This is a genomic window from Geomonas azotofigens, assembly GCF_018919395.1.
GTDB classification, from domain to species: domain Bacteria; phylum Desulfobacterota; class Desulfuromonadia; order Geobacterales; family Geobacteraceae; genus Geomonas; species Geomonas azotofigens.
The window spans coordinates 665,692-688,661 of record NZ_JAHLME010000001.1; the positions used below are offsets into that span (position 1 = coordinate 665,692).

Sequence of the window (22,970 nt, forward strand, 5' to 3'; positions counted from 1 at the left end):
AAAATAATGTTATACAACAGAAGAACTCTGGCCGCGCCGACTCCTCTTTTTGCATTGAACCCTGCCGGCGAATCTAGTAAGTTGGAGCGACTTCACCCTCGGGCATGGCATAAAGCTGCCTGCCGGTTGTTCTATTGATGATCAGAAGCCCCCGCATAAAAGGAGCTTTCCCATGGATGTGACCCTTAACGCCATCGAAGTTAGAGTGCTCGGTTCCCTGATAGAGAAGGAGCTGACCACACCTGAGTACTACCCCCTTTCCCTGAACGCGCTGGTGAACGCCTGCAACCAGAAATCGAACCGCGACCCGGTCACCAGCCTGGACGAGTCCCAGGTGACCGGCGCCCTCGACAGCCTGCGCTTCAAGCAGTTCGCCCTCCTTTCCGGTGCCGGCGGCAGGGTCTCGAAGTACCGTCACGCGCTGGTGGAGAAGTTCCGCTTTACCCCCGCCGAGCTCGCGCTTCTGTGCGAGTTGATGGTGCGCGGACCGCAGACCGTGGGGGAGCTGAGGACGCGCGGCGAGCGCATGCACGCCTTCGCCGACCTCTCCGAGGTGGAGGCGGTATTGCAGGACCTGATGGAGCGGACGCCTCCCTTGGTGACACGGCTGCCGGTCCAGCCGGGCCGGAAGGAGCCGCGCTACTGCCAGCTCTTCGCCGGCGAGCCGGACCTGTCAGAACTGGCGGCCGCATCGGAAGGAGCGAGGGGGGGCGCGGCCGGTGAGCGGATCGCGGAACTGGAGCAGGAGGTTGCCGCCTTGCGCGAGGAGGTGGCGGCCCTGCGCCAGACCATCGCCGATTTCAAGAAATCTTTCGAATAGGAGTAAGAGATGACCGATACCAGGGAGGAACTGGCCACCAAGGTCGATATCGCCGACTGGCTTTCGCTTCGGGCGCACCTGGAGCGCGGCGGGGTGATCGTGGTGGACCCGCTGCTGGAATTGATCGAGGTGGGCACCGCGCTCGCGGCGGACGAGGTGCAGAAGGTGCAGCGCTGGCTTTCCACGGGGCTTTTGACCAAGCCGAGCCACGAACAGGTACAGACCTGGGATGCCGACAAGGGGAAGATCTTCAACTGCCTGATCATCTCCCCGTACGTTTTGATCCAGGAGCCGGTAAAGCCTTAACGCAAAGGCGCAGAGGCGCCAGGACGCAGAGAGAGACCTTTCGATAGGTCCCGCCGCTTTTGAATTTCCCGAGTTCCTGCTTTGCGCCTTCGCGGCTTGGCACCTTTGCGTTGATAATCTTTGGTTGGAGCCTAAAAGGAGGCGACATGGAAAAGGAGTACGCCGAGGTGACCTGCGCGAGTTGCAGCGCGGTCTGGCAGAAGAAAGGGACCACCAACTGCTGGAGCGGGGACCCCGCCACGGCGCCGCCGCGGCCGAACAACTGCCCCGCCGACCGGCACACCGAGGTGGTCAAGGAGTCGGCGGAGCTGCTGAAAGGGGAGAGCGAGGACGCCAAGATGGCGTTCGTGGCGGCCCGGGTGGAGGGGCTTTGCTACCAGCCCATTCCCGGCAGCGACGCGGTCAACGCGCGCTGGACCCGGGTCGAGGACACCATCGCGTTCGCGAAACTCATGGGGTACCAGAGGATCGGCATCGCCACCTGCATAGGGCTCCTCGACGAATCCGAGCGGCTGGTCTCCATACTGAAGGCGCAGGGCTTCACCCCGTTAAGTGTCTGCTGCAAGGCAGGGAGCATCGACAAGAATGAATTGGGGCTGGCCGAGAGCGACAAGGTGCGGCCCGGCACCTTCGAACCCGCCTGCAACCCGATCGCCCAGGCCCAGATCTGCAACGATCTCGATACCGACATGAACATGATCGTCGGCCTGTGCGTCGGGCACGACATGCTCTTCAACAAGTATTCAAAGGCCCCGGTGACCACCCTGGTGGTGAAGGACCGCGTCACCGGCCACAACCCCGCCGCCGTCTTGTACGGCCAGAACTTCTACTACAAGCGGCTGCAGAAGGGGCCTATGGTCGTCGAGTAGCAGGGAAGGGGCGCAGCACCCACCTGTTCTCTTCGGCCACGAACACCGGCACCTCCCTCCGCCCGCAGGGGGGAGGTGCTATTGCGGTCGCACCTGCCGGGAGACTCCACGCGCCGGTCATGGCGTCGTCGGCGAAATCCTCACCGAGATAAAGGCCGTCTTCGGTATTGAAAAGATAGACTTTCATGTTGTCCTCCCCCCCCCTTTTTTCCTGATTTCACCATAGCGCTTTGCCGATAAAGGCAGGATCAAAATGATGCCCGAAGAGGTCACGAAGTCGTCAAGACGGTCAACCTGTCATCTTGATACGTTCTTGACGGGGTTGCCGGCATCTTGATACCCCCTTGATGCGGTAAGCGCTAGCATGGTCCCAGAGCCGGAAAAGTACCCAACGGCAAGGGAGGAAAAACCATGGGACAGGAACAGCCCGCGGCAAGGCAAAACCTGGTCAGGCGCCTGGCGGTTGCGGTCTTCGGAGCGCCTAAATATCTGAAGGATCCAAGCCTCTTCCACAAGATGTCCCTCATCCCGGTGCTCGCGTGGGTCGGCTTGGGCGCGGACGGGCTTTCCTCGTCCTCCTACGGCCCCGAGGAGGCCTTTCGCGCCCTGGGCAGCCACACCTACCTCGCCATCACGCTCGGCGCGTTCACCGCGCTCACCGTCTTCATCATCTCGTACGCCTACTCGCGCATCATCGAGCACTTCCCGCATGGCGGGGGGGGGTACATCGTGGCGACGCACATGCTCGGGGAAAACGCCGGGGTGGTTTCCGGCAGCGCTCTCCTGGTGGATTACGTCCTGACCATCACGGTGTCCATCGCCTCCTGCGTCGATGCGCTGTTCAGCTACATCCCGAAGCCCTACCACGCCTACAAGGTCGAGGTGGCCTGCGTCCTCGCCGTTTTGCTGATCGTCCTCAACATCAGGGGGGTGAAGGAGTCCATCGCCGTGATGGCTCCCATCTTCATGGTGTTCGTCGGGACGCACGTGCTCCTTCTCCTGGACGGCATCTTCACCCATACCGACCGCTTCGCGCCGCTTGCCGCCGACTTCCACACCGGGCTCTCGCACGACCTGTCCAGCATCGGGATCTTCGGCATCATGATGCTCTTCCTGCGCGCCTATTCCCTGGGGGGCGGCACCTACACGGGGATCGAGGCGGTGTCCAACGGCCTGCAGATCATGCGCGAACCGCGGGTGCAGACCGGTAAAAGGACCATGATGTACATGGCCGGATCCCTCGCCTTCACCGCCGGCCTGCTCTTTCTTTGCTACACGCTGATCGGCATCAGGCCGGTGGAGGGGAAAACGCTGAACTCGGTGCTGGCGGACGCGCTCTTTGCCGACTGGCCGATGGGCGGAACCCTCGCCTTCATCACGATCTTCTCGGAAGGGGCCCTGCTGCTGGTCGCCGCCCAGGCCGGGTTCGTGGACGGCCCGCGGGTAATGTCCAACATGGCGGTCGATTCCTGGCTGCCGCACCGGTTCGCGGCCCTTTCCGTGCGCCTCACCATGCGTAACGGCATCGTTCTCATGGGCGTGGCCTCGATCCTGCTGCTCATCTACACCGGCGGCAGCGTCTCCGCGCTGGTGGTTATGTACTCCATCAACGTCTTTCTCACCTTTTCGCTGTCGCAGCTCGGCATGTCGCGCTTCTACGTCAGGCGCAGACAGGAGGACCCGCAGTGGCTGCGGCACCTTTCGGTGCACCTGGTGGGGCTCGTGCTCTGCGCCACCATCCTGGTCATCACCACCGTCGAGAAGTTCACCGAGGGGGGATGGCTTACGCTGCTGATCACCTCGGTGGTGATCGGCATCTGTTACCTGATCAGGGGGCACTACCGCTCCGTGCGCAAGGGGATGGAGCAACTGGACGAGGCGCTGCTCGATTTCCCGACCACGGGCCCGGTCAACGAAGCGGCCCCTTCCCGCAACGACCCCACCGCCATACAGCTCGTGTCGGCGTACTCCGGTTTCGGGGTGCACACGCTCCTGTCGATCCTCACCACCTTTCCCAAGACCTACAAGAACGTCATCTTCGTCTCGGTCGCCGTGATCGACTCGGGCTCCTTCAAGGGAGCCGAGGAACTGGAGGCGCTGGAGAGGTCGGTGCAGGAGGGGCTTGTCAAGTACGTGACGCTGGCCAGAAGGCTCGGCTTCGCCGCCGACTACCGGCTGGCCGTGGCGACCGACGTGGTGGAGAGCGTGGTCGGTATCTGCAGGGAACTCGGCGAGGAGTATCCCCGCTCCACCGTATTCACGGGGCAGCTGACCTTCCGGCTGGAAAAGTTCTACCACCGGATGCTGCACAACGAGACCGCCTTCGCCATCCAGCGCCGCCTGCAGTGGGACGGCCTCACCACGGTGATCCTGCCGATACGGGTAAGCATCTGAGGGGACCGGCCCCGGTTTCCGGAAAAACCGCTTGTATGGTCGAGGACTTCTGCTAGATTCGAACTATGAGCAAGAGCCATGAGGCATCCACATTAGAGACAGCCGTGCTGCGCAGCAGGCCCCACGCCGCCTGGTCAAGTGGAGTGGCCGGCTATGCAGCCTCGGCTGCACTGGTTGCGCTGGCGACGCTTTTGTGCGACCAGGCCCGACCGTATCTCTCCCCGGTCAACATGGTGATGGGGTACCTGCTGGTCGTCGTGCTGGCGGCGCTTTTCCTCGGGCGCCGGCCGGCGATGCTGAGTGCACTGCTGGGCGTACTCGCCTTCGACTTCTTTTTCGTGCCGCCCCGCCTCTCCTTCAGGATTGCGGACAAGGAATACCTGGTGACGTTCCTCGCGCTGTTCACGGTGGGGCTCGTGATCAGTTCGCTGGTGGCCAAGGCGCGGGAAAGCCTCGATGCGCTCAGGGTGCGCGAACGGCAAACCGCGAGCCTGTACCGGTTGAGCCGCGACCTTGCCGCCGCGACCGACACGGCTTCCCTGGCAGCTGCGGCGGTGGCCAATCTCGAGGATTCCCTGGGTGGCCAGGTGGCGCTGATCCTGGGACAGGAGGGGGAGTTGGCGCCCGCTGCGGCGAGCCTCGGCTTCGTCATGGACGCGGGGACCTTGCAGGTGGCCGAGTGGTGCCTGCGCTCGCGCCGCCTGGCCGGGGGCGGCACCGATTCCTACGGCAGCGACCGGTTGACCTACGTCCCGCTCAAGGCCCTGGCGGAGACCCACGGGGTGCTGGCCCTGAGGCTGGCAGAGCAAGCGGAACGCCTTGACGTGGAACTGCAGCGGCTGCTGGCCGCCTACGCCACCCAGATCGCCATGGCCCTGGAGCGGCTGCGTCTTTTGCGGCAGGCCCAGGAGACGCGCATCCTCAAGGAGCGGGAGAACCTCGAGCGCGCCCTGCTCAACTCGATCTCCCACGACCTGCGCACCCCGCTCACCGCCATAACCGGCGCACTGAGCGCGGTGCTGGAAGAGGGGGACAAGCTCACCAGCGCCTCTCGTGACGAGTTGCTGCAGACCGCACGCGAGGAGGCCGCGCGCCTGAACCGCTTCGTCGGGAACCTCCTGGACATGACCCGCCTGGAAGCGGGCGTGCTGCAACTGAAGAAGGAACCGTGCGACGTGCAGGACCTGATCGGGACGGCGCTGGCCACGGTGGAGCCGCGCCTGGCGGGGATCGCGGTATCGGTGCGGCTGGCTCCCGAGCTCCCCCTGGTCTCCCTGGACTTCGTGCTGATGCTCCAGGTCCTGGTGAACCTGCTCGACAACGCCCTGAAGCACGCCGCGGCCGGCGGTGAACTGGAGATCGCCGCCCGGGTCGCGGGAGAGCGGCTGGAAATCGGCGTGGCCGACCGCGGTCCGGGAGTCCCCGAGGCGGACCTGCCGCATATCTTCGAGAAGTTCTACCGCACTCCGGTTCCCGAGGGGGTGGGGGGGACGGGGCTCGGGCTTTCCATCTGCCGGGGCATCGTCGAGGCGCACGGCGGTACCATCCGAGCCGAGCACCGGGAAGGGAAGGGGTTGCGGATCGTGGTGGAGGTGCCGCTAGGTGTCGCGGCAGAAGGGAATGTCGATGAAAGGTGAAGAACAAAAGACCAACCTGCCGCGGGTGCTGGTGATCGACGACGAGGTGGCTATCCAGCGTTTCCTGAAGACGGCGCTCGACACCGGCGATTACTCGGTCCATCTCGCCGACAACGCGCATGCCGGGCTGGCAGCGGCGGTGGCGGCGCGCCCCGACGTCATCCTCCTGGACCTGGGGCTACCCGACCTGGACGGCATCGAGGTGATCCGGCGCGTGCGCGAGTGGTCCCAGGTCCCCATCATCGTCATCTCGGTGCGCGAGCGCGAGGACGAGAAGGTGCGGGCGCTCGACGCCGGGGCCGATGACTATCTCACCAAGCCCTTCGGCATCGGAGAACTCCTGGCCCGGATCAAGGTGGCGCTGCGGCGTTCGCTGCAGCAGGCGCCGGAGCCGGTGTTCCAGGCTGGCGAACTCCGGGTCGACCTGCCTCACCGCCGGGTGACCGTGCGCGGGGAAGAGGTGCAGCTCACCCCGACGGAATACGAACTGCTGCGGCTGCTGGTGACCCATGCCGGCAAGGTGCTGACCCACAGCCAGATCCTGAGGCAGATCTGGGGCGTCGCCTATCTGGAGCAGCCCCATGTCCTGCGGGTCAACATCAGCAACCTCAGGCGCAAGATCGAATCCGATGCCTCGCGCCCGCGTTACATCGTGACCGAGGCGGGGGTGGGGTACCGGCTCACATCGGAGTAGTTCGCCTCATGTACAGGAGGAGCCCGGCGTCCTCATTATTTTTGACAGCACCGTGCCCGGCGCGGGGGGGGGTGGTGACGAAATTTTGACTTGTCCCTGGAATCCCCTGCCGCCGCTAAATTCCGCTCCGGCAGCATAAACTTTTTTATCCTCACTTTTTCGGCTACTCTCCCCTTCTCCTCTATTTGTAATGTATCGGTTTTGCATGACTTTTTCGTCCTGGGTCGGGGTGCGCCCGCAGCACCGGTGCCGCGGGTAAGGCGGTGGCTGACATGAGCGGGCGAAAAAACGGCACGCATGATGAAAAGGCGGTTCCCCTATCGGCCGCAGTAAAAAAAACCGGCAAGAACGCCGGAACAAAAAACCAGAAGGGGGAAACACCATGTCAACCAGCGATATCTCTTTAACAGCAGGAATGAGGACCAACCTCCTCAACCTCCAGTCGACCAGCAAGCTCCTGAACAGAACGCAGGAGAGGCTGTCCTCGGGCAAGCAGGTGAACAGTGCACTTGACAACCCGACCAACTACTTCGCAGCTCAGAACGCGAACCAGCGCGCCAGCGACCTGTCCGACCGTAAGGACGGCATGTCCGAGGCGGTGCAGACTGTCGGCGCCACCAACGCGGGCATCACGGCCATCACCGGCCTGATCAACGCCGCCAAAGGTATCGCCCAGTCCGCACTCTCCACGAGCGACACCGCGACCAGGTCCAAACTGGCCACCCAGTATGACACCATCCGGAGCCAGATCGACAACATCTCCTCCGACTCCGGGTACCGTGGTCTGAACCTGCTGAGCTCCACCAACACCCTGACCGTCAACTTCAACGAGGACGCGAGTTCCAGCCTGAACGTCGTGGGCTTCCTGGGCAACGCGAGCGGCCTGAGCCTTTCGAGTGCCAGCAGCAGCTGGGCTACCAACTCCGACATCACCACCGATACGGCGAAGATGGACACCGCGATCTCGACCCTGAGGTCCAACACCCAAACCCTGGCGGCGAACCTGAACATCATCACCACCCGCCAGAGCTTCACCGACGCGATGGTGAGCACGCTGCAAACCGGCGCCGACAACCTGACACTGGCCGATATGAACCAGGAAGGTGCCAACATGCTGATGCTGCAGACCCGCCAGAGCCTGGGTACCACCTCGCTCTCGATGTCGTCGCAGGCAGCTCAGTCCGTACTGAAACTCTTCTAGAAACCTCAACCCGGCCCGGGGGGACCTCCTCTCCGGGCCGATCCTTATCCCTCCCCTCGCACAGGTGATCGGCTTACTGGCCGCGCCGGCGCCCGACACTATCAATCTCGACAAAAATTTGACTGGCCGCCTCACCCGGCGCCGTAGCCCCGGTAGGCGCCGCCGCGCCGCTTCTCGCATCCCCTTTTCAACTGCGGCGGTAGCTTTCTTCCTTGCGATGGATGGCACCCTTGGGGGTCAGGACGCTGGAGAAGAGTATGAACTCCTCGGCGGCGAAGGGAGGGAAGCTGAGGGCGCGGTGGGCCGCCTCGAAGCGCGCCACGGCGGCGGAAGCGTTCTCCTTGATGCGGGCCAGCGTGATGTGCGGCGAGAAGCCACGCTCCTCGGAAACGATGCCGGCACCGGTCACGGCGGATTCTATCTCCCGCTGCAGGGTAAGCAGAGGACGCGACTCGTCGAGGCCGACCCAGAGCACCCGTGGGTGCCCGTGCGGCGGGAAGTGCCCCACCCCGCGCAGGGTGAGTTCGAAGGGGGCGAATTTGACCGCGGCGAGGTTCTTCTTGAGGACGGCACCGGTCTGGGGCAGTACATCGCCGAGGAAGAGCAGGGTCAGATGAATCTGGTCCGGGGGCACCCACCGGATACCGGGAATCTCCGCGCTCAGCGATGACAAAGCGGCCTTGATGTCGTCAGGCAAATCGATGGCGATGAAGAGTCTGGCCACGGCATGCTCCTATCTGCGGCTGTTTGGAAAGGGGTGGTGCTGCGAAAAAAGAGTTGACTAACCCAAAATTGAATGTTAGACAGTATAGCTTTGGTGATCTGAAAGTAAAGGCGCACCCATGCTCGACGCTAGATACTTACGCGAAAACCTGGAGACTGTAGAAGCCCGGCTGAAAACCAGGGGCGAGGGCGTCGATATCGCCCGCTTCAGGGAGTTGGACGGCTCACGTCGCGAACTGCTCCAACAGAGCGAGACGCTGAAAGCGCTGCGCAACAAGGTCACCGAGGAGATCGCGAGACTCCAGGACAAGAGCCAGGGCGCCGAGAAGAAGGCGCAGATGCGCGAGGTTTCCCAGCAGATCAAGGGGATCGACGAGCAGCTGAAGGGTGTGGAAGAGGAGCTGCAGGCGTTCCTCCTTACCGTTCCCAACATCCCGAACGACACCACCCCGGTGGGCAAGTCCGAAGCGGACAACGTCGTGGTGCGCCTGGAAGGCGAGATCCCGACGTATTCCTTCGAGCCGAAACCCCACTGGGAGATCGGCGAGAACCTCGGCATCCTCGACTTCGAGCGCGGTGCGAAGCTGACCGGAGCACGTTTTACGCTGTACAAGGGGCTCGGCGCCAGGCTGGAAAGGGCGCTGATCAACTTCATGCTCGACCTCCACACCGACGAGCATAAATATATTGAAATGCTGCCGCCCTTTATGGTAAACAGGGACAGCATGACCGGGACGGGCCAGTTGCCCAAGTTTGAGGAAGATCTCTTCCATCTGGAAGGGGTCGATTTTTTTCTCATCCCCACGGCTGAGGTTCCGGTAACCAACATCCATCGCGGCGAGATCCTTAAGGGATCGGACCTTCCGATTTCGTACTGCGCCTACACTCCCTGCTTCCGGAAGGAGGCGGGTTCTTACGGCAAGGACACGCGCGGCCTGATCAGGCAGCACCAGTTCAACAAGGTCGAGCTGGTCAAGTTCACCACTCCCGAGCAATCCTACCAGGAGTTGCAGAAGCTACTCGGCAATGCCGAGGAGGTGCTGCGCAGGCTGCAGATACCTTACCGGGTCGTTGAGCTTTGCACCGGCGACATCGGTTTTTCGGCCGCCAAGACCTTCGACATCGAGGTCTGGTTGCCGGGTCAGAACTGCTACCGGGAGATTTCCTCCTGCAGCTGTTTTGAAGATTTTCAGGCGCGTCGGGCCGGAATACGTTTCCGCCCGGACGAGAAGGCAAAGCCGGAATTTGTCCACACGCTGAACGGCTCGGGCCTCGCAGTCGGAAGAACCGTGGTTGCGGTGCTGGAGAACTACCAGCAGGCGGACGGTTCGGTGCTGATCCCCGAGGTGCTCAGGCCCTACATGGGCGGAGCGGAGCGCATCAGCTAGGCTTTGGAGGAATGGCCGAGTGGTTGAAGGCGGCGGTCTTGAAAACCGTTGAACGAAAGTTCCGTGGGTTCGAATCCTACTTCCTCCGCCATTGATTTATCGCAGCACCAAAAGCAGTAGAGGTTGAAACGGAGAGCTGGCCGAGTAGGTCGAAGGCGCACGCCTGCTAAGCGTGTATACTGGGAAACCGGTATCGAGGGTTCGAATCCCTCGCTCTCCGCCACTTTTTTTTGTGGTACGCGGTAAGTGGTTGTTGCAGGGCAGCGGAGGTTGTGGTGCAGCGGTTGATGAAACTGACGGTTTTGTCTCTGGTGGCTATCGGTTTCGCGGCAGGGTGCAACGAGAGGGACCCAAAGGAGCAGTCGTCGGTCCCCCCGCGGGTGGCCGAGGCTCCCTCCACGGTGGTGGTCCCGGACCAGGTGAAGGGCAAGTGGAAGGCGGTGCAGATCCAGGTCGCCGACAAGAATGCCAGGCTCAGAAAGGTCTATACCGTAAAGATAGGCTCCGACTTCAAGCTGCCGGGGTCCGACCTGACCCTCAAGGTCGAAACGTTTTTGCCGCATTTCGTGATGGAGGGTACCACCCTCACCTCCCAGTCCAACGATCTGGTCAATCCCGCCGCTCAGCTGGTGATCAGGGAGAAGGGGAAGGAGATCTACAAGGGGTGGCTGTTCTCGCTCTACCCCACCACGCATGCGTTTCAGCATCCGCAGTACGGTTTCACCCTGGTCGACTACCAGCCGGCCAGTTGATAAAAGTTGCGCTCGTAGCTCAGCTGGATAGAGCAACGGACTACGAATCCGTAGGTCGGGAGTTCGAATCTCTCCGAGCGCGCCATACATGTAGCACCGCAGTTTGCGCCCGTAGCTCAGCTGGATAGAGCACAAGACTACGAATCTTGGGGCCGGGCGTTCGAATCGCTCCGGGCGCGCCATTAAAAGGGGGCCAGGCATTTTTGCCTGGCCCCCTTTTTCTTTGCAATCGGTGGTCTGTGAACATGGGGCGGGACGCTGGCGTCGGAGAAAAACGGACACCGCTATCGTCCTTTTTTGGTTGAAATTAATATGTGAATACTATAAATTCGCCTCCTCTGTTACCCCCAATACCGAGGGAGCGTCATGAACGAGCAGGCGACCCAGGAAAGGGTTGTTAAAAACAAGGGCGGAAAGAAGTCCGCTTCACTGCAGCCGGCGCCGCGGCGGCCGGGCGTACCGGAGCAGGGGACCCTCCTGGTGCAACCGGAGTCGCACCAGGCCGAACTCGAGCATCAAAACAGCACCCTGCAGGAAGCGCTGCACAGGTCGGCGGAGCGCGCCCACTCCCTGGAACTCACCGTGAAGGAGCTGGAAGCCTTCAGCTACGCCGTTTCCCACGACCTGCGAGCCCCGCTGCGGCACATCAACGGCTACCTGAGCATCCTGGCGGAGGAGTACCAAGGGCACCTGCCCGAAGAGGCCCGCCTGCTCCTGGAGCGCTCCCAGCAGGCGACCCGCGAGATGAGCCGCCTGATCGACGATCTCCTGGAACTGGCCAAGGTGAACCGCATCAAGATCGCCAACAGGCCGGTCAACCTAACCCTCCTGGCGCGCGAGGCGCTTGGGCGGTTGCGCGAAGCCCATCCGGAGCGTGAGGTCGAACTCGTGGTGGCGGAGGGGCTCTACGTTTTGGGCGACAAGGCGCTGCTCAGCCAGCTGATGTGGAACCTGCTGGAAAACGCCTGGAAGTACACCGCGACCAAGGCCAATGCGAAAATCGAGGTGGGGAGGATCATCATCGGCAACCAGCTGGTCATGTTCGTCAAGGATAACGGGGTGGGGTTCGACAGCCTCTACAAGGACAACCTCTTCGTCGCCTTCCAGAGGTTGCACGGCAGGGAATTCGAGGGCAACGGCATCGGCCTCGCCACGGTGAAACGCATCGTGGAACGGCACCAGGGCAGGGTCTGGGCCGAGTCGGAAAAGGGGCAGGGGGCCATCTTCTTTTTCACGCTGCCGTAGGGCTCTATGCGGCATGCCGGCAGCAGTCACAGGGACCAGGCGTTATGTCTGGTCCCTTTGTTTTGACTGGTTGGACCGTGGCGCGAGACAACTCAGTATTGATGTCTGTGCCATTTTCTTCTATAGTGGCACGATTGTATACTGCTCAAACCGCACAAGGAGGAGGTAATCATGAATGTCGCGATAGTCCATAAAGCAAATGTGAATGACGAGGTGCTTGACGGCCTGGCCAGGGAGCTCCCTTCCATCATTTCGGAATTGCTGGAGATCCGCGGCGGCAAGATGGCGATCCTCAAGCCGGAGCAGATCTCGCTGCAGTTCTCCCAGGCAAGCTCCCGGGACACCGGCGCGGACATACGACTGATCGTGCTGGCCAGAAGCCTCGGGCCCCGCACGGCGCGCGAGAACAAGCTGGCCGCGGCTATCCTGGAAAAGGTCGTGGCGCTGGTGAACGGCATCGGCGCCGCCTGCTCCATCACGGTACGGCTCTACCTCACCGAGATCGGTGCCGCGGAGTACCTGCCGGGGTAGTTGCCAAAATAACGCTCACAGATATTCGTTGCAAAAGGGTCAGCCTGAAAGGGATGGCCCTTTTTGTTTTTGTGGTGCGGGAGAAGCATGGCGATGGAGCGACGGGATGCAAAGGGGTGCGAAAAACAGGACACGCATCGCTGGCAAGAGATGAATTTGTAACAGAAACAGGCGAAGTGTTGATTGCCATGAAGGAAGGAATAGCGTGAATTCAGGTAATTGTAAATTGGAACAAAAATTGCCTTTAATGGTTATGTAATCAAAATATGGTGAAGGGGGGTTTGCTATGAGGACAAGTCTGATAACAGGTACTGTGGGAGCGATAGCGCTTGTCACAATATCTTTGGTTAATGCTTGGGGCGGAGTTTCCGGCCAAGTTCCTCTGGCGGGTTCCTCCATACCCCAGTTCGTGGATCGCCTGCCCGACCTGGACGTCATCACCGCGGGGGGCGACCGGATCGAGCTCCGCATGAAGGAGTTCAAGAGCATGGTGCTCCCGGCGAAAACGGTTCCCGGCTATACCGGGACCTGGGTCTGGGGATACCTGAAGCCGGACCAGGCGGCGGGGCAACTCGCCGACGGGACGGTGCCGGGGCGCCAGTCCTTCATCGGCCCGGTCATCGCGGCCACCCGCGGCGTCCCCGCCGAGATGAAGTTCGTGAACGACCTCCCCACCGCGAAAACGACCCGGGTGCTGGCGTACCGGTACGGCACCGACCAGACCCTGCACTGGGCCGACCCCCTTCACGACGGAGAGAGCATGTGCGCGCACATGGCCATGCAGCCGGCGCCCGGGAGCGAGTGCGCGGCAAACTACGGCGAGATCTACGACGCACCGATCCCGGCGGCGGTCCACCTGCACGGCGGCGAGGTCCCTCCGCAACTGGACGGCGGACCGGACTCATGGTTTACCAGCGACGGCACCAGGAGGGGCGCCTCGTTTTACAGCAGGGACGGCTCCAGCGCCTCCAACTACGCCGTCTACCGCTACCCCAACAGCCAGGAAGCGGCGCCGATCTGGTTCCACGACCACACCCTGGGCGCCACCCGGCTCAACGTCTACGCGGGGTTGGCGGGCGCCTACCTGGTCAGCGATCCCGCGCGTGATCCCGGGAACCTGCCGGAGCTGGTGCCGCTGGTCATCCAGGACCGGATGTTCGACACCGGCGGGCAGCTCTTTTTCACGGCGGGGACGGCGGGTGGCACCCTCTGGGCGCTCAACCCGGAACACCCCTACTGGAACCCGGAGTTCGTCGGCGACGTGATCGTGGTGAACGGCAAATCCTGGCCCTACAAGGAGGTGCAGGCCAGGCGCTACACCCTGCTGTTCCTGAACGGCTCCAACGCGCGCAGCTACGAGATGGCGCTGGTGGATCCGGTGTCCAAGAACCCCGGGCCGCCGCTGTGGGTCATCGGCACCGACGGGGGGTACCTCGACCGGCCGGTGAAGATCGACCCGCGGGCCGCGGGCAAACTCGTGATGTTACCTGGCGAGCGCTACCAGGCCATCGTCGACTTCGCCGGATACCAGGCCGGCAGGATCGGCCCCAACGGCGCTCCCTACTCAGGGACCTGGCTCTTGCGCAACACGGCAAAGACTCCTTATCCCGGCGGAGCTACCGCCGATGGCAACACCACCGGCCGGATCCTGCAGTTCCGCGTCGTGGGGGGCAGCATGGCGGACGGCTCCTTCAACCCGGCCGCGACCAATGCACGGCTCAGGGGGGGGAGCGGCCAAGGCCCCGCCCTGGTGCGGTTGGCAGATCCCGGTGCCGGTACCCTCGCCTCCGGGGTGACGGTGCACAAGACCAGGCAGCTCACGCTGAACGAGGTGATGGGGATGGCGCAGACGGCAACCAACCCGGTGGACGGAAGCCAGGCCGCTTACCCCGGCGGGCCGCTCGAGATCCTGGTCAACAACACCAAGTGGAACGGCAAGCGCATCGTCGGCGTTGACAACGGCATGTACCGCTTCGAGCCGATCGCCGGTTTCGTGGCCGATACCACGGGGAACTTCGTCTCCGAGCGGCCCAAGGAAGGGGAAACCGAGGTTTGGGAGATCGTCAACCTGACCGAGGACGCGCATCCCATCCACCTGCACCTGGCGCAGTTCCAACTGGTGAACCGGCAGAGGTTCGACGCCAACGCCTACGGTGCCGCCTACGCCGCCGCCTTCCCCGGTGGAGGCTACGACCCCATGACCGGCCTGCCCTACCCCAAGGGGGTCTTCATCCCCGGCTTCGGGCCGCCGCAGAGCTACGACGGCAACCCGGGCAACACCCGCGCGGTGGGAGGCAACCCCGACATCGCCCTGATGGGTAAAAACGGCAAGCCGGTTTACCTGCAGTCGGCGCCCATGGCCCCGCTGCCACAGGAGGCGGGGTGGAAGGACACCGTCGTCGCCTATCCCGGGCAGGTGACCCGGATAGCGGTGCGCTGGGCCCCCACCGACCTCGCGGCGTCGACCCCGGCCGCCGCCGGCTTCTTCCCCTTCGATCCTGACGGCGGCAACGGTTACGTCTGGCATTGCCACATCATCGACCACGAGGACAACGAGATGATGCGGCCGAACCAGGTGGTTCCTAACGCGGCCGCCGCGCGCAGCTACGTGATGGGGAGCGATTACTGAGAGAGGTTCTTGGGGAGTCGGGGGAAAAGGCAAATCCCCCCTGTCCCCCTTCGCAAAGGGGGGGACCCCGGTTCACATGCAGCGTTACCTGGGGAGCATTTCCGGCGCTGCGCAAGAACCCGGGATGAACGCAAAGAAGGGGCTATGCGGATGCATGGCCCCTTTCCCTTTCGTCGCCGCACCTCCCTCCGGGAGAGGGTGCCCCCAGGGTGGGTGCGGGTCACCCTGCCGCGTTGACCGTTTCCCCCTCCTTGCCATCGCTGCTCCCCCGCCCCAGGTCCCCCCTTTTCATGCCCCCCGGCACAATCCACCATACAACGCTAAGTTTGACGGCCGATGAGCCGATGAGAAGAATGTGACAGCAGCGGCGCAGGCATGGCAGCGACAGGCTTTGGCGGCCCCAATTGCAATGCTTATACAGTGTGATACGCTTCCCGACTACAGGCTGACAAGTCATAACAAACAGTTAGCAAAGTATAGTTGCAACTGGTTAATTATTATTGTTTTGCCTTTGCCTGTTCGTTGCCGTAAATGCCTGGTTGATAACCATATTAATCGTTGACAATAATAATAAAATATTAAATTATCCATTACCTGGCTGCGCTCCACTCCCATTACGTTGAATCGCCGCAGCGCCTTCTTCCACAGGCTCGTTGTCCCGACCAGCGGCACAGGTGTAGAAGAAGCAGACAGCTGGAGGAAGACGATGAGAAGATACTGTTCCAGGCCGAGGCTGGCTCTGGCCGGCGCGCTGCTGCTGTCCCTGCTGTGGGGAGCGGTGGCGCTCGCCCAGGATGCCGCGGAGCAGCCGGAGCCTGCCGACCTCGAGTCGATGGACCTGGAGCAGCTCACCAACCTCAAGGTGGAGAAGGTCTACGGGGTCTCCAAGTTCGAACAGGTGGTCACCGAGGCCCCCGCGTCGGTCACCGTGATCACCTCCGAGGAGATCAGGCGCTACGGCTGGCGCACCCTGGCGGACGTCCTCAATGCGAGCCGCGGCTTCTTCACCACCTACGACCGGAACTACAGCTACATCGGGACCCGCGGCTTCAACCGCCCCGGCGACTACAACACCCGGCTCCTCCTCCTGGTGGACGGGCACCGCGTCAACGACGCGATCTACGAGTCGGCGGCGATCGGCACCGAGTTCATCCTGGACATGGCGCTCATTGACCGGATCGAGATCATCCGCGGTCCCAGCTCCTCGCTCTACGGCGCCGGCGCCTTTTTCGGCGTCATCAACGTCATCAGCAAGAGCGCGAAGCAGATCGAGGGGGTGGAGGTCGGCGGCGGCTGGGGGAGCCAACAGACCGGCTCCGGGCGCATCAGCTACGGCAAGCTCTTCAACGGCGGCGAGTTCCTCGTCTCCGGTTCCGGCTACTCCAGCCGGGGTAACGACCGCCTCTTCTTTCCGGAGTTCAACGATCCCGCCACCAACAACGGCATCGCCCGCGACATGGACCGCGACCGCAGCTACTCGCTGTTCGCCTCGGGGCATCTGCGCGACTTCACCCTGACCGGCGCCCTCATCTCGCGCGACAAGAGGATCCCCACCGCCTCCTTCGGCACCATCTTCAACGATCCGCGCACCGACTCCAACGACCGCAGGAGCTTCCTCGACCTTCGCTACGAAAAGGCCATCGACGGCACCGGCGTCACCGCCCGGCTCTTCTACGACGAGTACCGCTTCACCGGCAATTTCGCGTACGAGAAAACCGGCGACGATCCTCCCTTCTACCCGGCGAGCTACGTCAACCGCGATGACCACCTGGCGCGCTGGTGGGGCGCCGAGCTGCAGGCGAGCCGCCAGCTCCTGCCGCGCCTGCAGCTGACCGGTGGGGTGAAGTTCCGCGACAACGTCCAGATAGAGATCCCCAACTACGACCTGGTGCCGGGAGGGCGCAGGCTCGACAACAACCGCGAGGACGTCTTTTACGCCATGTTCGGCCAGGCCGAACTGCGCATCCTGGATACGCTGATCCTCAACGCGGGGATCCGCTACGATCACTACGAGACCTTCGGCGGGGCCACCAGCCCGCGCCTGGCGCTGATCTACACCCCGGTCGAGGGGACCGTGTTCAAACTGATCTACGGGCAGGCCTTCCGGGCGCCCAACGCCTACGAGCTGTACTACAACGACGTCTTCAACGGCTACGCCACCAGCCTGTCGCTCAAACCCGAGACGGTGCGCAGCTACGAGGCGATCTACGAGCAGTACTACGGCGGCGTGGTGCGGACCAGCGCGAGCCTGTTCTACAACAAGATCGACAACCTGATCAGCTACCAGGACGTGTCGCCGACCCAGGTGGCCTTCGCCAACATCGGCCGGGTCCAGGCGATGGGGGGAGAGTTCGAGGTCGAGGGACAGTGGAGCAGCGGCTTCGCCGCGCGCGGCAGCTACGGCTTCGTCTCCGCCCGAAACGAGGGGACCGAGCAGAGCCTGGACTACTCGCCGCGCCACCTGGTCAAGCTGAACCTGACCGCGCCCCTGTACCGCAAGAAGGTCTTCGGGGGGATCGAGCTGCAGGGGGTGAGCCGGCGCGAGTTCGCGCACAGCGGCGCCCAGGTCGCCTCCCCGGGGTACCTGGTCACCAACGCCACCCTTTCATCGACGGCGCTGCTCCCCGGGCTCGAGGCCTCGTTCTCGATCTACAACCTCCTGGACCGGCGCCTGGACGACCCGGCCACCACCGACCACGTGCAGAGCCTGATCCCGCAGGACGGCAGGACCTACCGGCTCCTGTTCAGCTACCGGTTCTAGGAGAGGGTGCCGATGCCAGCATTGCCACGCATACGGAGGTGCCGCCTGGGGCTTTTGCTCCCGGCCCTCCTTTGTCTTCTCCTCGGTACGCCCGGCAGCCCCGGCGCGGAAGCGCCCCAGGAGTACCAGGTGAAGGGGGCCATGGTCTTCAACATGGCCAAGTACATCGAGTGGCCCGCCGACGCCTTCTCGGGAGGGGGGGCGCCGCTCCTCGTCTGCAGCCTCGGGCGCGGCCCCTTCACGGCCGCGCTGGAGCAGTACCGCGGCAAGACGGTGCTGGGGCATCCCCTGCAGGTGAAGCGGGTGCAGCCCGGCGAGGAGCTCGGGGAGTGCCACCTGCTGGTGGTGAGCGGCGTGGAGAAGCGCTACCTGGCCGGCATCCTCGACCAGGCGCGCAAGAGGTCGCTTTTGACGGTGAGCGACCACCCCGACTTCGCCCGGCTGGGCGGCATGATCGGTCTGGTCGAGATCGAGGGGAGGGTCCGCTTCGAGATCAACGTCAAGGCGGCGCAGCAGGCCCGCGTCAAGATAAGCTCCCAGCTTCTGAAGCTGGCCCGCATCATCCGGGAGGGGGACTGAGATGAGCCGCCCGGGCGAAAAGTTCATCAGGAACCTCCCCCTGCAGCGCAAGCTGATGCTGATCATCATGAGCTGCTGCACGGCGACCCTTTTTGTCTCCTCACTCTTCTTCGTCGCGCGCGAGGCGCAGGTCCTGTACCGGAACCAGCAGGAATACCTGGTTTCGCTGGCGGACATGATCGGCAGGAACAGCGCTTCCGCCCTGGTGTTCAACGACCCCAAGGCGGCGCAGGACACCATCAGGCCCCTCACCGACAAGGGCAACATCCTGGCGGCCTACATCGTGAACAAGGACGGACGGCTGTTCGCGCGCTACCAGGCCGCCGGAGCGGTGCACGCCGCGCTCCCCCTGGAGGTCCTCCCCGACTGGGCCTCGCCGGACGAGGTGGCCCAGGCGGTGCGGCAGGTGGCGCGGGAGGCCTACACCAGCTCGTTGCTGTCCGGCTACGCCAGCGTGGTGAAGCCGGTCGAGCTGGACGGCGAGCAGGTCGGCACCGTGGTGCTTCATGCCAACGCCAGGGGCTTCTTGCACAGCCTGCGCTACAACATCCTGGTGGCGCTCGGTTTCATGGGGGTGACCTTCCTCGTGTTCTGCCTCTTCTCGGCCCGGCTGCAGCTGATGATTTCCGCGCCGCTTTTGGCCCTTTTGGCCGCCATGAAGGAGATCTCCGCCGGCAAGAACTTCGAGCTGCGCGTGGCGAGGCCCTGCGACGACGAGATCGGCCTCTTGTACGACGGCTTCAACGAGATGCTCCACGAGATCGAGGAGCGGGACCAGATCCTGAGGCAGCGCCAGGCCCACCTGCAGCAGCTCGCCCACTACGACCCGCTGACCCGGCTCCCCAACCGGACCCTGTTCTACGACCGCCTGGCCCAGGCGCTGTACCATGCCGAGCGCTCCCGGGAGGCGGTCGCGGTCATCTTCATCGACCTGGACCACTTCAAGGACATCAACGACACCCTGGGGCACCGCACCGGCGACCTGCTGCTCATCGAGGTGGCGGGGCGGCTGGCGACCGTGGTGCGCAGCTGCGACACGGTGGCGCGCCTTGGTGGTGACGAGTTCACCGTCTTCTGCCAGAACGTGGGCAACGCCGAGAACGCGGCCCTGGTGGCTCAGAAGCTGGTGGCACTGTTCGGCGCCCCCTTCCGGCTGGGCGCCAGCGAGATCCGGGTCACCGCGAGCGTCGGGGTGACCATCTTTCCCCACGACGGCAAGGGGGTGGACGAGCTGCTCATGAACGCGGACATCGCCATGTACCACGCCAAGGGGTGCGGCAAGAACGTGTACGCCCTGTTCGACAAGAAGATGAACGAAAACGCCAGCGAGCGGGTCACGCTCCTGGCCGACCTGCGCCAGGCCGTGGAGCAGGGGCAGTTCGAGCTGCACTACCAGCCCAAGGTCGACCTCATGACCGGCAAGGTCACCAGCGTTGAGTCGCTGGTGCGCTGGATGCACCCGAGGCTCGGCCTGCTGGCGCCCGACAAGTTCATCCGGCTCGCCGAGGAGGGGGGGATGATCGCTGAGCTGACCGACTGGGTCATGCGTACCGCCTGCCTGCAGGCCAGGGCGTGGCAGGAGGCGAACCTGGCGCCGGTCCGGGTGGCGGTGAACCTCTCCCCGTTCCACTTCCAGCGCCAGGACGTGAAACAGTCGGTCTGCGCGGTGCTGGAGTCGACCGGGCTGGACCCGGCCCTGCTGGAGATCGAGATCACCGAGAGCGCCCTGATGCAGAACGACGAGTACACCTGCCGGGTGCTGTCCGAGCTGCGCGAGATGGGGATCACCATCTCCGTGGACGATTTCGGCACCGGCTACTCGTCGCTGTCGTACCTGCACCGCTTCCCGATCAACACGTTGAAGATCGACCGCACCTTCATCCTGAACATGATGAAGAGCTCGGAGGATCAGGCCATCGTGACCGCCATCATCGCCATGGCCAGGAGCCTCAAGATGCAGATCGTTGCGGAGGGGGTGGAATCGGTGGAGCAGCTGGAGACGCTGAAGGACCAGGGGTGCCACGAGATCCAGGGCTTCCTGGTGTCCCGGCCGGTGAACGCGGAGCGGGTCGCCCGGTTCTTCACCGACGAGGATCACCTGCAACCGCATAGCGCCGCCGCGGAGGCCCTGCAGGGGGGGACCGCGCGGCATCTGTTAAACGACAGGCCCTAGGCCTGCCGAGGGGGAAACATGAACGAACTTACCATCAAGCTGAAGACGGGGGACGAGATCAAGGGGGTGCTGACCCGTTCCTTCAAGTATCAGGATACCGACCTCGAGGTGTTGACCGAGGAAAACAAGGAGACGCTGGTCTTCTCCCTGGACGAGATCTGCTACATCCGCTTCTTGAGCCCGCCGGCCGGCATCGGGCGCGGCGGCCGGGGGACGCTGGAGGAGGTGCAGACCATCGCCGGCGAGACCTTCCAGGTCACCGTCCCCGCCAACGGCAAGTTCCTCAAGGGGTTCCTGGGGCTCTTGCCCGGGGAGAGCAACCAGACCATCTTCTTCACCGACTCCGGGGTGCGCTACCGCCAGGACGCCCGCTACACCGGGCAGATCCTCCACGACCAGGGACTGGTCTCCACCGACAAGCTCGAGGCGGCGCTGAAGCTGCAGGAGGAGCAGGCGCACCGGGGGGATGACGCCGCCATCCTGCTCGCCGACGCGGTGGACGAGGTGGATCCGCACGAGGCCCAACGGCACGAGATGCACCACGCCCGCGTGGGGGACATCCTGGTCGAGTCCGGGCTGGTGACCAGGGAACAGGTGGAGGCCGCCTTCAAGAGCCAGAAGGGGAAGAAGCTCCAGGTCGGCGAGCTCCTGATCATGAAGGGGCTGATCACCGAGGAGCAGCTCCTGTCTGCTTTGGCCACCAAGTTCCGGCTTCGCTTCGTGGACCTGGAGACGGTGATACCGAGCGAGGCCGCGCTGGGCGCGATCTCGGAGGGGCTCGCCACCCGCCTCAGGGTGTTCCCCATTTCGCTGGAGGGGAGGAAGCTGGTGGTTGCCACCTGCGCCCCCACCGACCTCACCATCGGGGACAACCTGAGGTTCTCCACCAATTTCGCGCCGGAACTGGTGGTGGCGCCCTCGCGCCAGATCCTCGCCGCCATCGACAAGTACTACCGAAACCGCGTCGAGACGGTGGACACCCTTTTGAACGCGATGAAGGGCGAGGCGGAGTCGGTGACCATCGAGGAGGAGGTGGACGACACCCGGCTCCTCTTCGAGCCCGACTCCAAGATCATCTCCCTGGTGAACCGGATCCTGATCGACGCCTACCGCCGCGGCGCCTCGGACATCCATTTCGAGCCCGGCGCCGGCAACGAGCCGCTCAACATCCGCTACCGGATCGACGGCGAGTGCGTCCACGCCCACAAGGTTTCCGCCTCCTACAAGGGCGCCATCACCGTGCGCATCAAGATCATGGCCGACCTGAACATCGCCGAGCGGCGCCGGCCGCAAAGCGGCAAGATCCTCTTGCGCTACCGGCAGCAGATGCTGGAGTACCGCGTCGAGATCACCCCCATGGTCGGCGGTCGCGAAGGGGCGGTGTTGAGGCTCCTGGCGGCGTCCAAGCCGCTGCCCCTGGCGGGGCTCGGGTTGTTGTCCCACAACCTGGAGCGCTTCATCGACATCCTGGACAAGCCGCACGGCATCATCCTCTGCGTCGGCCCCACCGGTTCCGGCAAGACCACGACGCTGCACTCGGCCCTGGGGCACATCAACACCCAGGAGCGCAAGATCTGGACCGCGGAGGACCCGGTCGAGATCACCCAGGCGGGGCTGTGCCAGGTACAGGTCAACGCGAAGATCGGCTTCAACTTCGCCGAGGCGCTGCGCTCCTTCCTGCGCGCCGACCCGGACGTGATCATGATCGGCGAGATGCGCGACGCCGAGACCTCCAAGATCGCCATCGAGGCCTCGCTCACCGGCCACCTGGTCTTCTCCACGCTGCACACCAACTCCGCCCCCGAGGCGGCCGTGCGCCTGATCGAAATGGGGATGGACCCCTTCAACTTCTCCGACGCCCTGCTGGGCATCCTGGCCCAGCGCCTGGCCAAGCGGCTCTGCGCCGCCTGCAGGAAGCCGGCGCGCGACCAGCGCCAGCGCTACGACGAGGTGGTGGCCGCGCTGAGGCAGATCGCCGGCGACCGGGAAGGTGTCATCCCCGATTTCAAGGAGGCCAACTTCATGAAGGCGGTCGGGTGCGAGGAGTGCGCCGGCACCGGCTACAAAGGGCGCATCGCCCTGCACGAGCTGATGGTCGGGACGGAGAAGGTGAAGGTCGCGGTCAGGCGCGGCGTGGGGATGGACGAGCTGCGCTCCATAGCGATGGATGAGGGGATGTGGACCCTCAAGATGGACGGCCTGGTCAAGGTGCTGCGGGGTGAAACGGACCTGGAGCAGATCCTCAAGGTCTGCATGTGACGGTGGCGG

General features: G+C 63.7%; 18 protein-coding genes and 4 tRNA genes. 20 read left to right on the plus strand and 2 right to left on the minus strand.

Going from position 1 to position 22,970, the window contains the following annotated elements; all coding sequences use genetic code 11:
- Nucleotides 1-172 precede the first annotated feature (172 nt).
- The 3 genes from KOL99_RS02965 to KOL99_RS02975 all read left to right on the plus strand — a co-directional run bounded on the left by KOL99_RS02965 (nucleotide 173) and on the right by KOL99_RS02975 (nucleotide 1,995).
- On the plus strand, nucleotides 173-820 hold the full coding sequence (locus KOL99_RS02965; protein WP_216508996.1) for a YceH family protein: 648 nt from the start codon (nucleotides 173-175) through the stop codon (nucleotides 818-820).
- Nucleotides 821-829: 9 nt separating this feature from the next.
- A complete protein-coding gene (locus tag KOL99_RS02970) occupies nucleotides 830-1,126 on the plus strand; it encodes a DUF2288 domain-containing protein (protein WP_216508997.1) in 297 nt (98 codons plus the stop codon).
- Between the two features lie 146 nt (nucleotides 1,127-1,272).
- The gene (locus tag KOL99_RS02975; RefSeq protein ID WP_216508998.1) at nucleotides 1,273-1,995 is read left to right on the plus strand and encodes a DUF1847 domain-containing protein; all 723 of its coding nucleotides are present in this window, start codon (nucleotides 1,273-1,275) and stop codon (nucleotides 1,993-1,995) included.
- Here the strand turns inward: KOL99_RS02975 and KOL99_RS02980 are convergent.
- A complete protein-coding gene (locus tag KOL99_RS02980) occupies nucleotides 1,979-2,182 on the minus strand; it encodes a hypothetical protein (RefSeq protein ID WP_216508999.1) in 204 nt (67 codons plus the stop codon). The genes KOL99_RS02975 and KOL99_RS02980 overlap by 17 nt on opposite strands.
- A 224-nt stretch (nucleotides 2,183-2,406) precedes the next feature.
- Here KOL99_RS02980 and KOL99_RS02985 point away from each other — a divergent pair, with 224 nt between their 5' ends.
- The 4 genes from KOL99_RS02985 (at nucleotide 2,407) to KOL99_RS03000 (ending at nucleotide 7,921) form a co-directional block, all read left to right on the plus strand.
- Nucleotides 2,407-4,389 (plus strand): APC family permease, encoded by a 1,983-nt coding sequence (locus tag KOL99_RS02985; RefSeq protein WP_216509000.1) that lies wholly within the window; start codon nucleotides 2,407-2,409, stop codon nucleotides 4,387-4,389.
- 104 nt (nucleotides 4,390-4,493) lie between these two features.
- Nucleotides 4,494-6,026 carry a DUF4118 domain-containing protein gene (locus KOL99_RS02990; protein ID WP_216509001.1) on the plus strand — a complete coding sequence of 511 codons (1,533 nt, stop codon included), beginning with the start codon at nucleotides 4,494-4,496 and terminating at the stop codon, nucleotides 6,024-6,026.
- Nucleotides 6,016-6,720 (plus strand): response regulator, encoded by a 705-nt coding sequence (locus KOL99_RS02995; protein WP_216509002.1) that lies wholly within the window; start codon nucleotides 6,016-6,018, stop codon nucleotides 6,718-6,720. Before KOL99_RS02990 ends, KOL99_RS02995 begins: the two co-directional genes overlap by 11 nt.
- A 382-nt stretch (nucleotides 6,721-7,102) precedes the next feature.
- Nucleotides 7,103-7,921: a flagellin gene (locus KOL99_RS03000; RefSeq protein WP_216509003.1), complete on the plus strand. Its 819-nt coding sequence runs from the start codon at nucleotides 7,103-7,105 to the stop codon at nucleotides 7,919-7,921.
- 187 nt (nucleotides 7,922-8,108) lie between these two features.
- Here KOL99_RS03000 and thpR read toward each other — a convergent pair whose 3' ends face one another.
- Nucleotides 8,109-8,645 carry an RNA 2',3'-cyclic phosphodiesterase gene (thpR, locus tag KOL99_RS03005; RefSeq protein ID WP_216509004.1) on the minus strand — a complete coding sequence of 179 codons (537 nt, stop codon included), beginning with the start codon at nucleotides 8,643-8,645 and terminating at the stop codon, nucleotides 8,109-8,111.
- 118 nt (nucleotides 8,646-8,763) lie between these two features.
- Here thpR and serS point away from each other — a divergent pair, with 118 nt between their 5' ends.
- The 13 genes from serS (at nucleotide 8,764) to KOL99_RS03070 (ending at nucleotide 22,961) form a co-directional block, all read left to right on the plus strand.
- Complete coding sequence (serS, locus tag KOL99_RS03010) at nucleotides 8,764-10,032, plus strand: serine--tRNA ligase (protein WP_216509005.1); 1,269 nt, start codon at nucleotides 8,764-8,766, stop codon at nucleotides 10,030-10,032.
- 5 nt (nucleotides 10,033-10,037) lie between these two features.
- A tRNA-Ser gene (locus KOL99_RS03015) sits at nucleotides 10,038-10,123 on the plus strand.
- A 39-nt stretch (nucleotides 10,124-10,162) separates the two neighbouring features.
- Nucleotides 10,163-10,255: transfer RNA gene (locus KOL99_RS03020), tRNA-Ser, on the plus strand.
- A 52-nt stretch (nucleotides 10,256-10,307) separates the two neighbouring features.
- Nucleotides 10,308-10,784, plus strand: coding sequence for a DUF2155 domain-containing protein (locus KOL99_RS03025; protein WP_216509006.1), 477 nt, complete (start codon nucleotides 10,308-10,310; stop codon nucleotides 10,782-10,784).
- An 8-nt stretch (nucleotides 10,785-10,792) separates the two neighbouring features.
- Nucleotides 10,793-10,869 (plus strand) — tRNA-Arg (locus KOL99_RS03030).
- 20 nt (nucleotides 10,870-10,889) lie between these two features.
- A tRNA-Arg gene (locus KOL99_RS03035) sits at nucleotides 10,890-10,966 on the plus strand.
- A gap of 184 nt (nucleotides 10,967-11,150) precedes the next feature.
- Nucleotides 11,151-12,029: a sensor histidine kinase gene (locus tag KOL99_RS03040; RefSeq protein ID WP_216509007.1), complete on the plus strand. Its 879-nt coding sequence runs from the start codon at nucleotides 11,151-11,153 to the stop codon at nucleotides 12,027-12,029.
- 171 nt (nucleotides 12,030-12,200) lie between these two features.
- Entirely contained in the window at nucleotides 12,201-12,560 is a 360-nt protein-coding gene (locus KOL99_RS03045; RefSeq protein ID WP_216509008.1) for a hypothetical protein, read from the plus strand.
- 409 nt (nucleotides 12,561-12,969) lie between these two features.
- Nucleotides 12,970-15,189 (plus strand): multicopper oxidase family protein, encoded by a 2,220-nt coding sequence (locus KOL99_RS03050; RefSeq protein ID WP_328759526.1) that lies wholly within the window; start codon nucleotides 12,970-12,972, stop codon nucleotides 15,187-15,189.
- Between the two features lie 706 nt (nucleotides 15,190-15,895).
- Nucleotides 15,896-17,950 (plus strand): TonB-dependent receptor plug domain-containing protein, encoded by a 2,055-nt coding sequence (locus tag KOL99_RS03055; RefSeq protein ID WP_216509010.1) that lies wholly within the window; start codon nucleotides 15,896-15,898, stop codon nucleotides 17,948-17,950.
- A gap of 12 nt (nucleotides 17,951-17,962) precedes the next feature.
- Nucleotides 17,963-18,529 carry a YfiR family protein gene (locus KOL99_RS03060; RefSeq protein WP_216509011.1) on the plus strand — a complete coding sequence of 189 codons (567 nt, stop codon included), beginning with the start codon at nucleotides 17,963-17,965 and terminating at the stop codon, nucleotides 18,527-18,529.
- A gap of 1 nt (nucleotide 18,530) precedes the next feature.
- Nucleotides 18,531-20,702 carry a putative bifunctional diguanylate cyclase/phosphodiesterase gene (locus tag KOL99_RS03065; RefSeq protein ID WP_216509012.1) on the plus strand — a complete coding sequence of 724 codons (2,172 nt, stop codon included), beginning with the start codon at nucleotides 18,531-18,533 and terminating at the stop codon, nucleotides 20,700-20,702.
- An 18-nt stretch (nucleotides 20,703-20,720) separates the two neighbouring features.
- Nucleotides 20,721-22,961 (plus strand): GspE/PulE family protein, encoded by a 2,241-nt coding sequence (locus KOL99_RS03070; RefSeq protein ID WP_216509013.1) that lies wholly within the window; start codon nucleotides 20,721-20,723, stop codon nucleotides 22,959-22,961.
- Nucleotides 22,962-22,970: the final 9 nt, after the last annotated feature.

Excerpts from the sequence above, each read along its gene's own strand:
- KOL99_RS02995 (WP_216509002.1), top strand. The coding sequence starts at position 6,016 with ATGAAAGGTGAAGAACAAAAGACCAACCTGCCGCGGGTGCTGGTGATC.
- KOL99_RS03070 (WP_216509013.1), top strand. The coding sequence starts at position 20,721 with ATGAACGAACTTACCATCAAGCTGAAGACGGGGGACGAGATCAAGGGG.
- KOL99_RS02965 (WP_216508996.1), top strand. The coding sequence starts at position 173 with ATGGATGTGACCCTTAACGCCATCGAAGTTAGAGTGCTCGGTTCCCTG.
- serS (WP_216509005.1), top strand. The coding sequence starts at position 8,764 with ATGCTCGACGCTAGATACTTACGCGAAAACCTGGAGACTGTAGAAGCC.
- KOL99_RS03060 (WP_216509011.1), top strand. The coding sequence starts at position 17,963 with ATGCCAGCATTGCCACGCATACGGAGGTGCCGCCTGGGGCTTTTGCTC.
- KOL99_RS02985 (WP_216509000.1), top strand. The coding sequence starts at position 2,407 with ATGGGACAGGAACAGCCCGCGGCAAGGCAAAACCTGGTCAGGCGCCTG.
- KOL99_RS02970 (WP_216508997.1), top strand. The coding sequence starts at position 830 with ATGACCGATACCAGGGAGGAACTGGCCACCAAGGTCGATATCGCCGAC.
- KOL99_RS02975 (WP_216508998.1), top strand. The coding sequence starts at position 1,273 with ATGGAAAAGGAGTACGCCGAGGTGACCTGCGCGAGTTGCAGCGCGGTC.
- KOL99_RS03000 (WP_216509003.1), top strand. The coding sequence starts at position 7,103 with ATGTCAACCAGCGATATCTCTTTAACAGCAGGAATGAGGACCAACCTC.
- KOL99_RS03040 (WP_216509007.1), top strand. The coding sequence starts at position 11,151 with ATGAACGAGCAGGCGACCCAGGAAAGGGTTGTTAAAAACAAGGGCGGA.
- KOL99_RS03065 (WP_216509012.1), top strand. The coding sequence starts at position 18,531 with ATGAGCCGCCCGGGCGAAAAGTTCATCAGGAACCTCCCCCTGCAGCGC.
- KOL99_RS02980 (WP_216508999.1), bottom strand. The coding sequence starts at position 2,182 with ATGAAAGTCTATCTTTTCAATACCGAAGACGGCCTTTATCTCGGTGAG.
- KOL99_RS03055 (WP_216509010.1), top strand. The coding sequence starts at position 15,896 with ATGAGAAGATACTGTTCCAGGCCGAGGCTGGCTCTGGCCGGCGCGCTG.
- KOL99_RS03045 (WP_216509008.1), top strand. The coding sequence starts at position 12,201 with ATGAATGTCGCGATAGTCCATAAAGCAAATGTGAATGACGAGGTGCTT.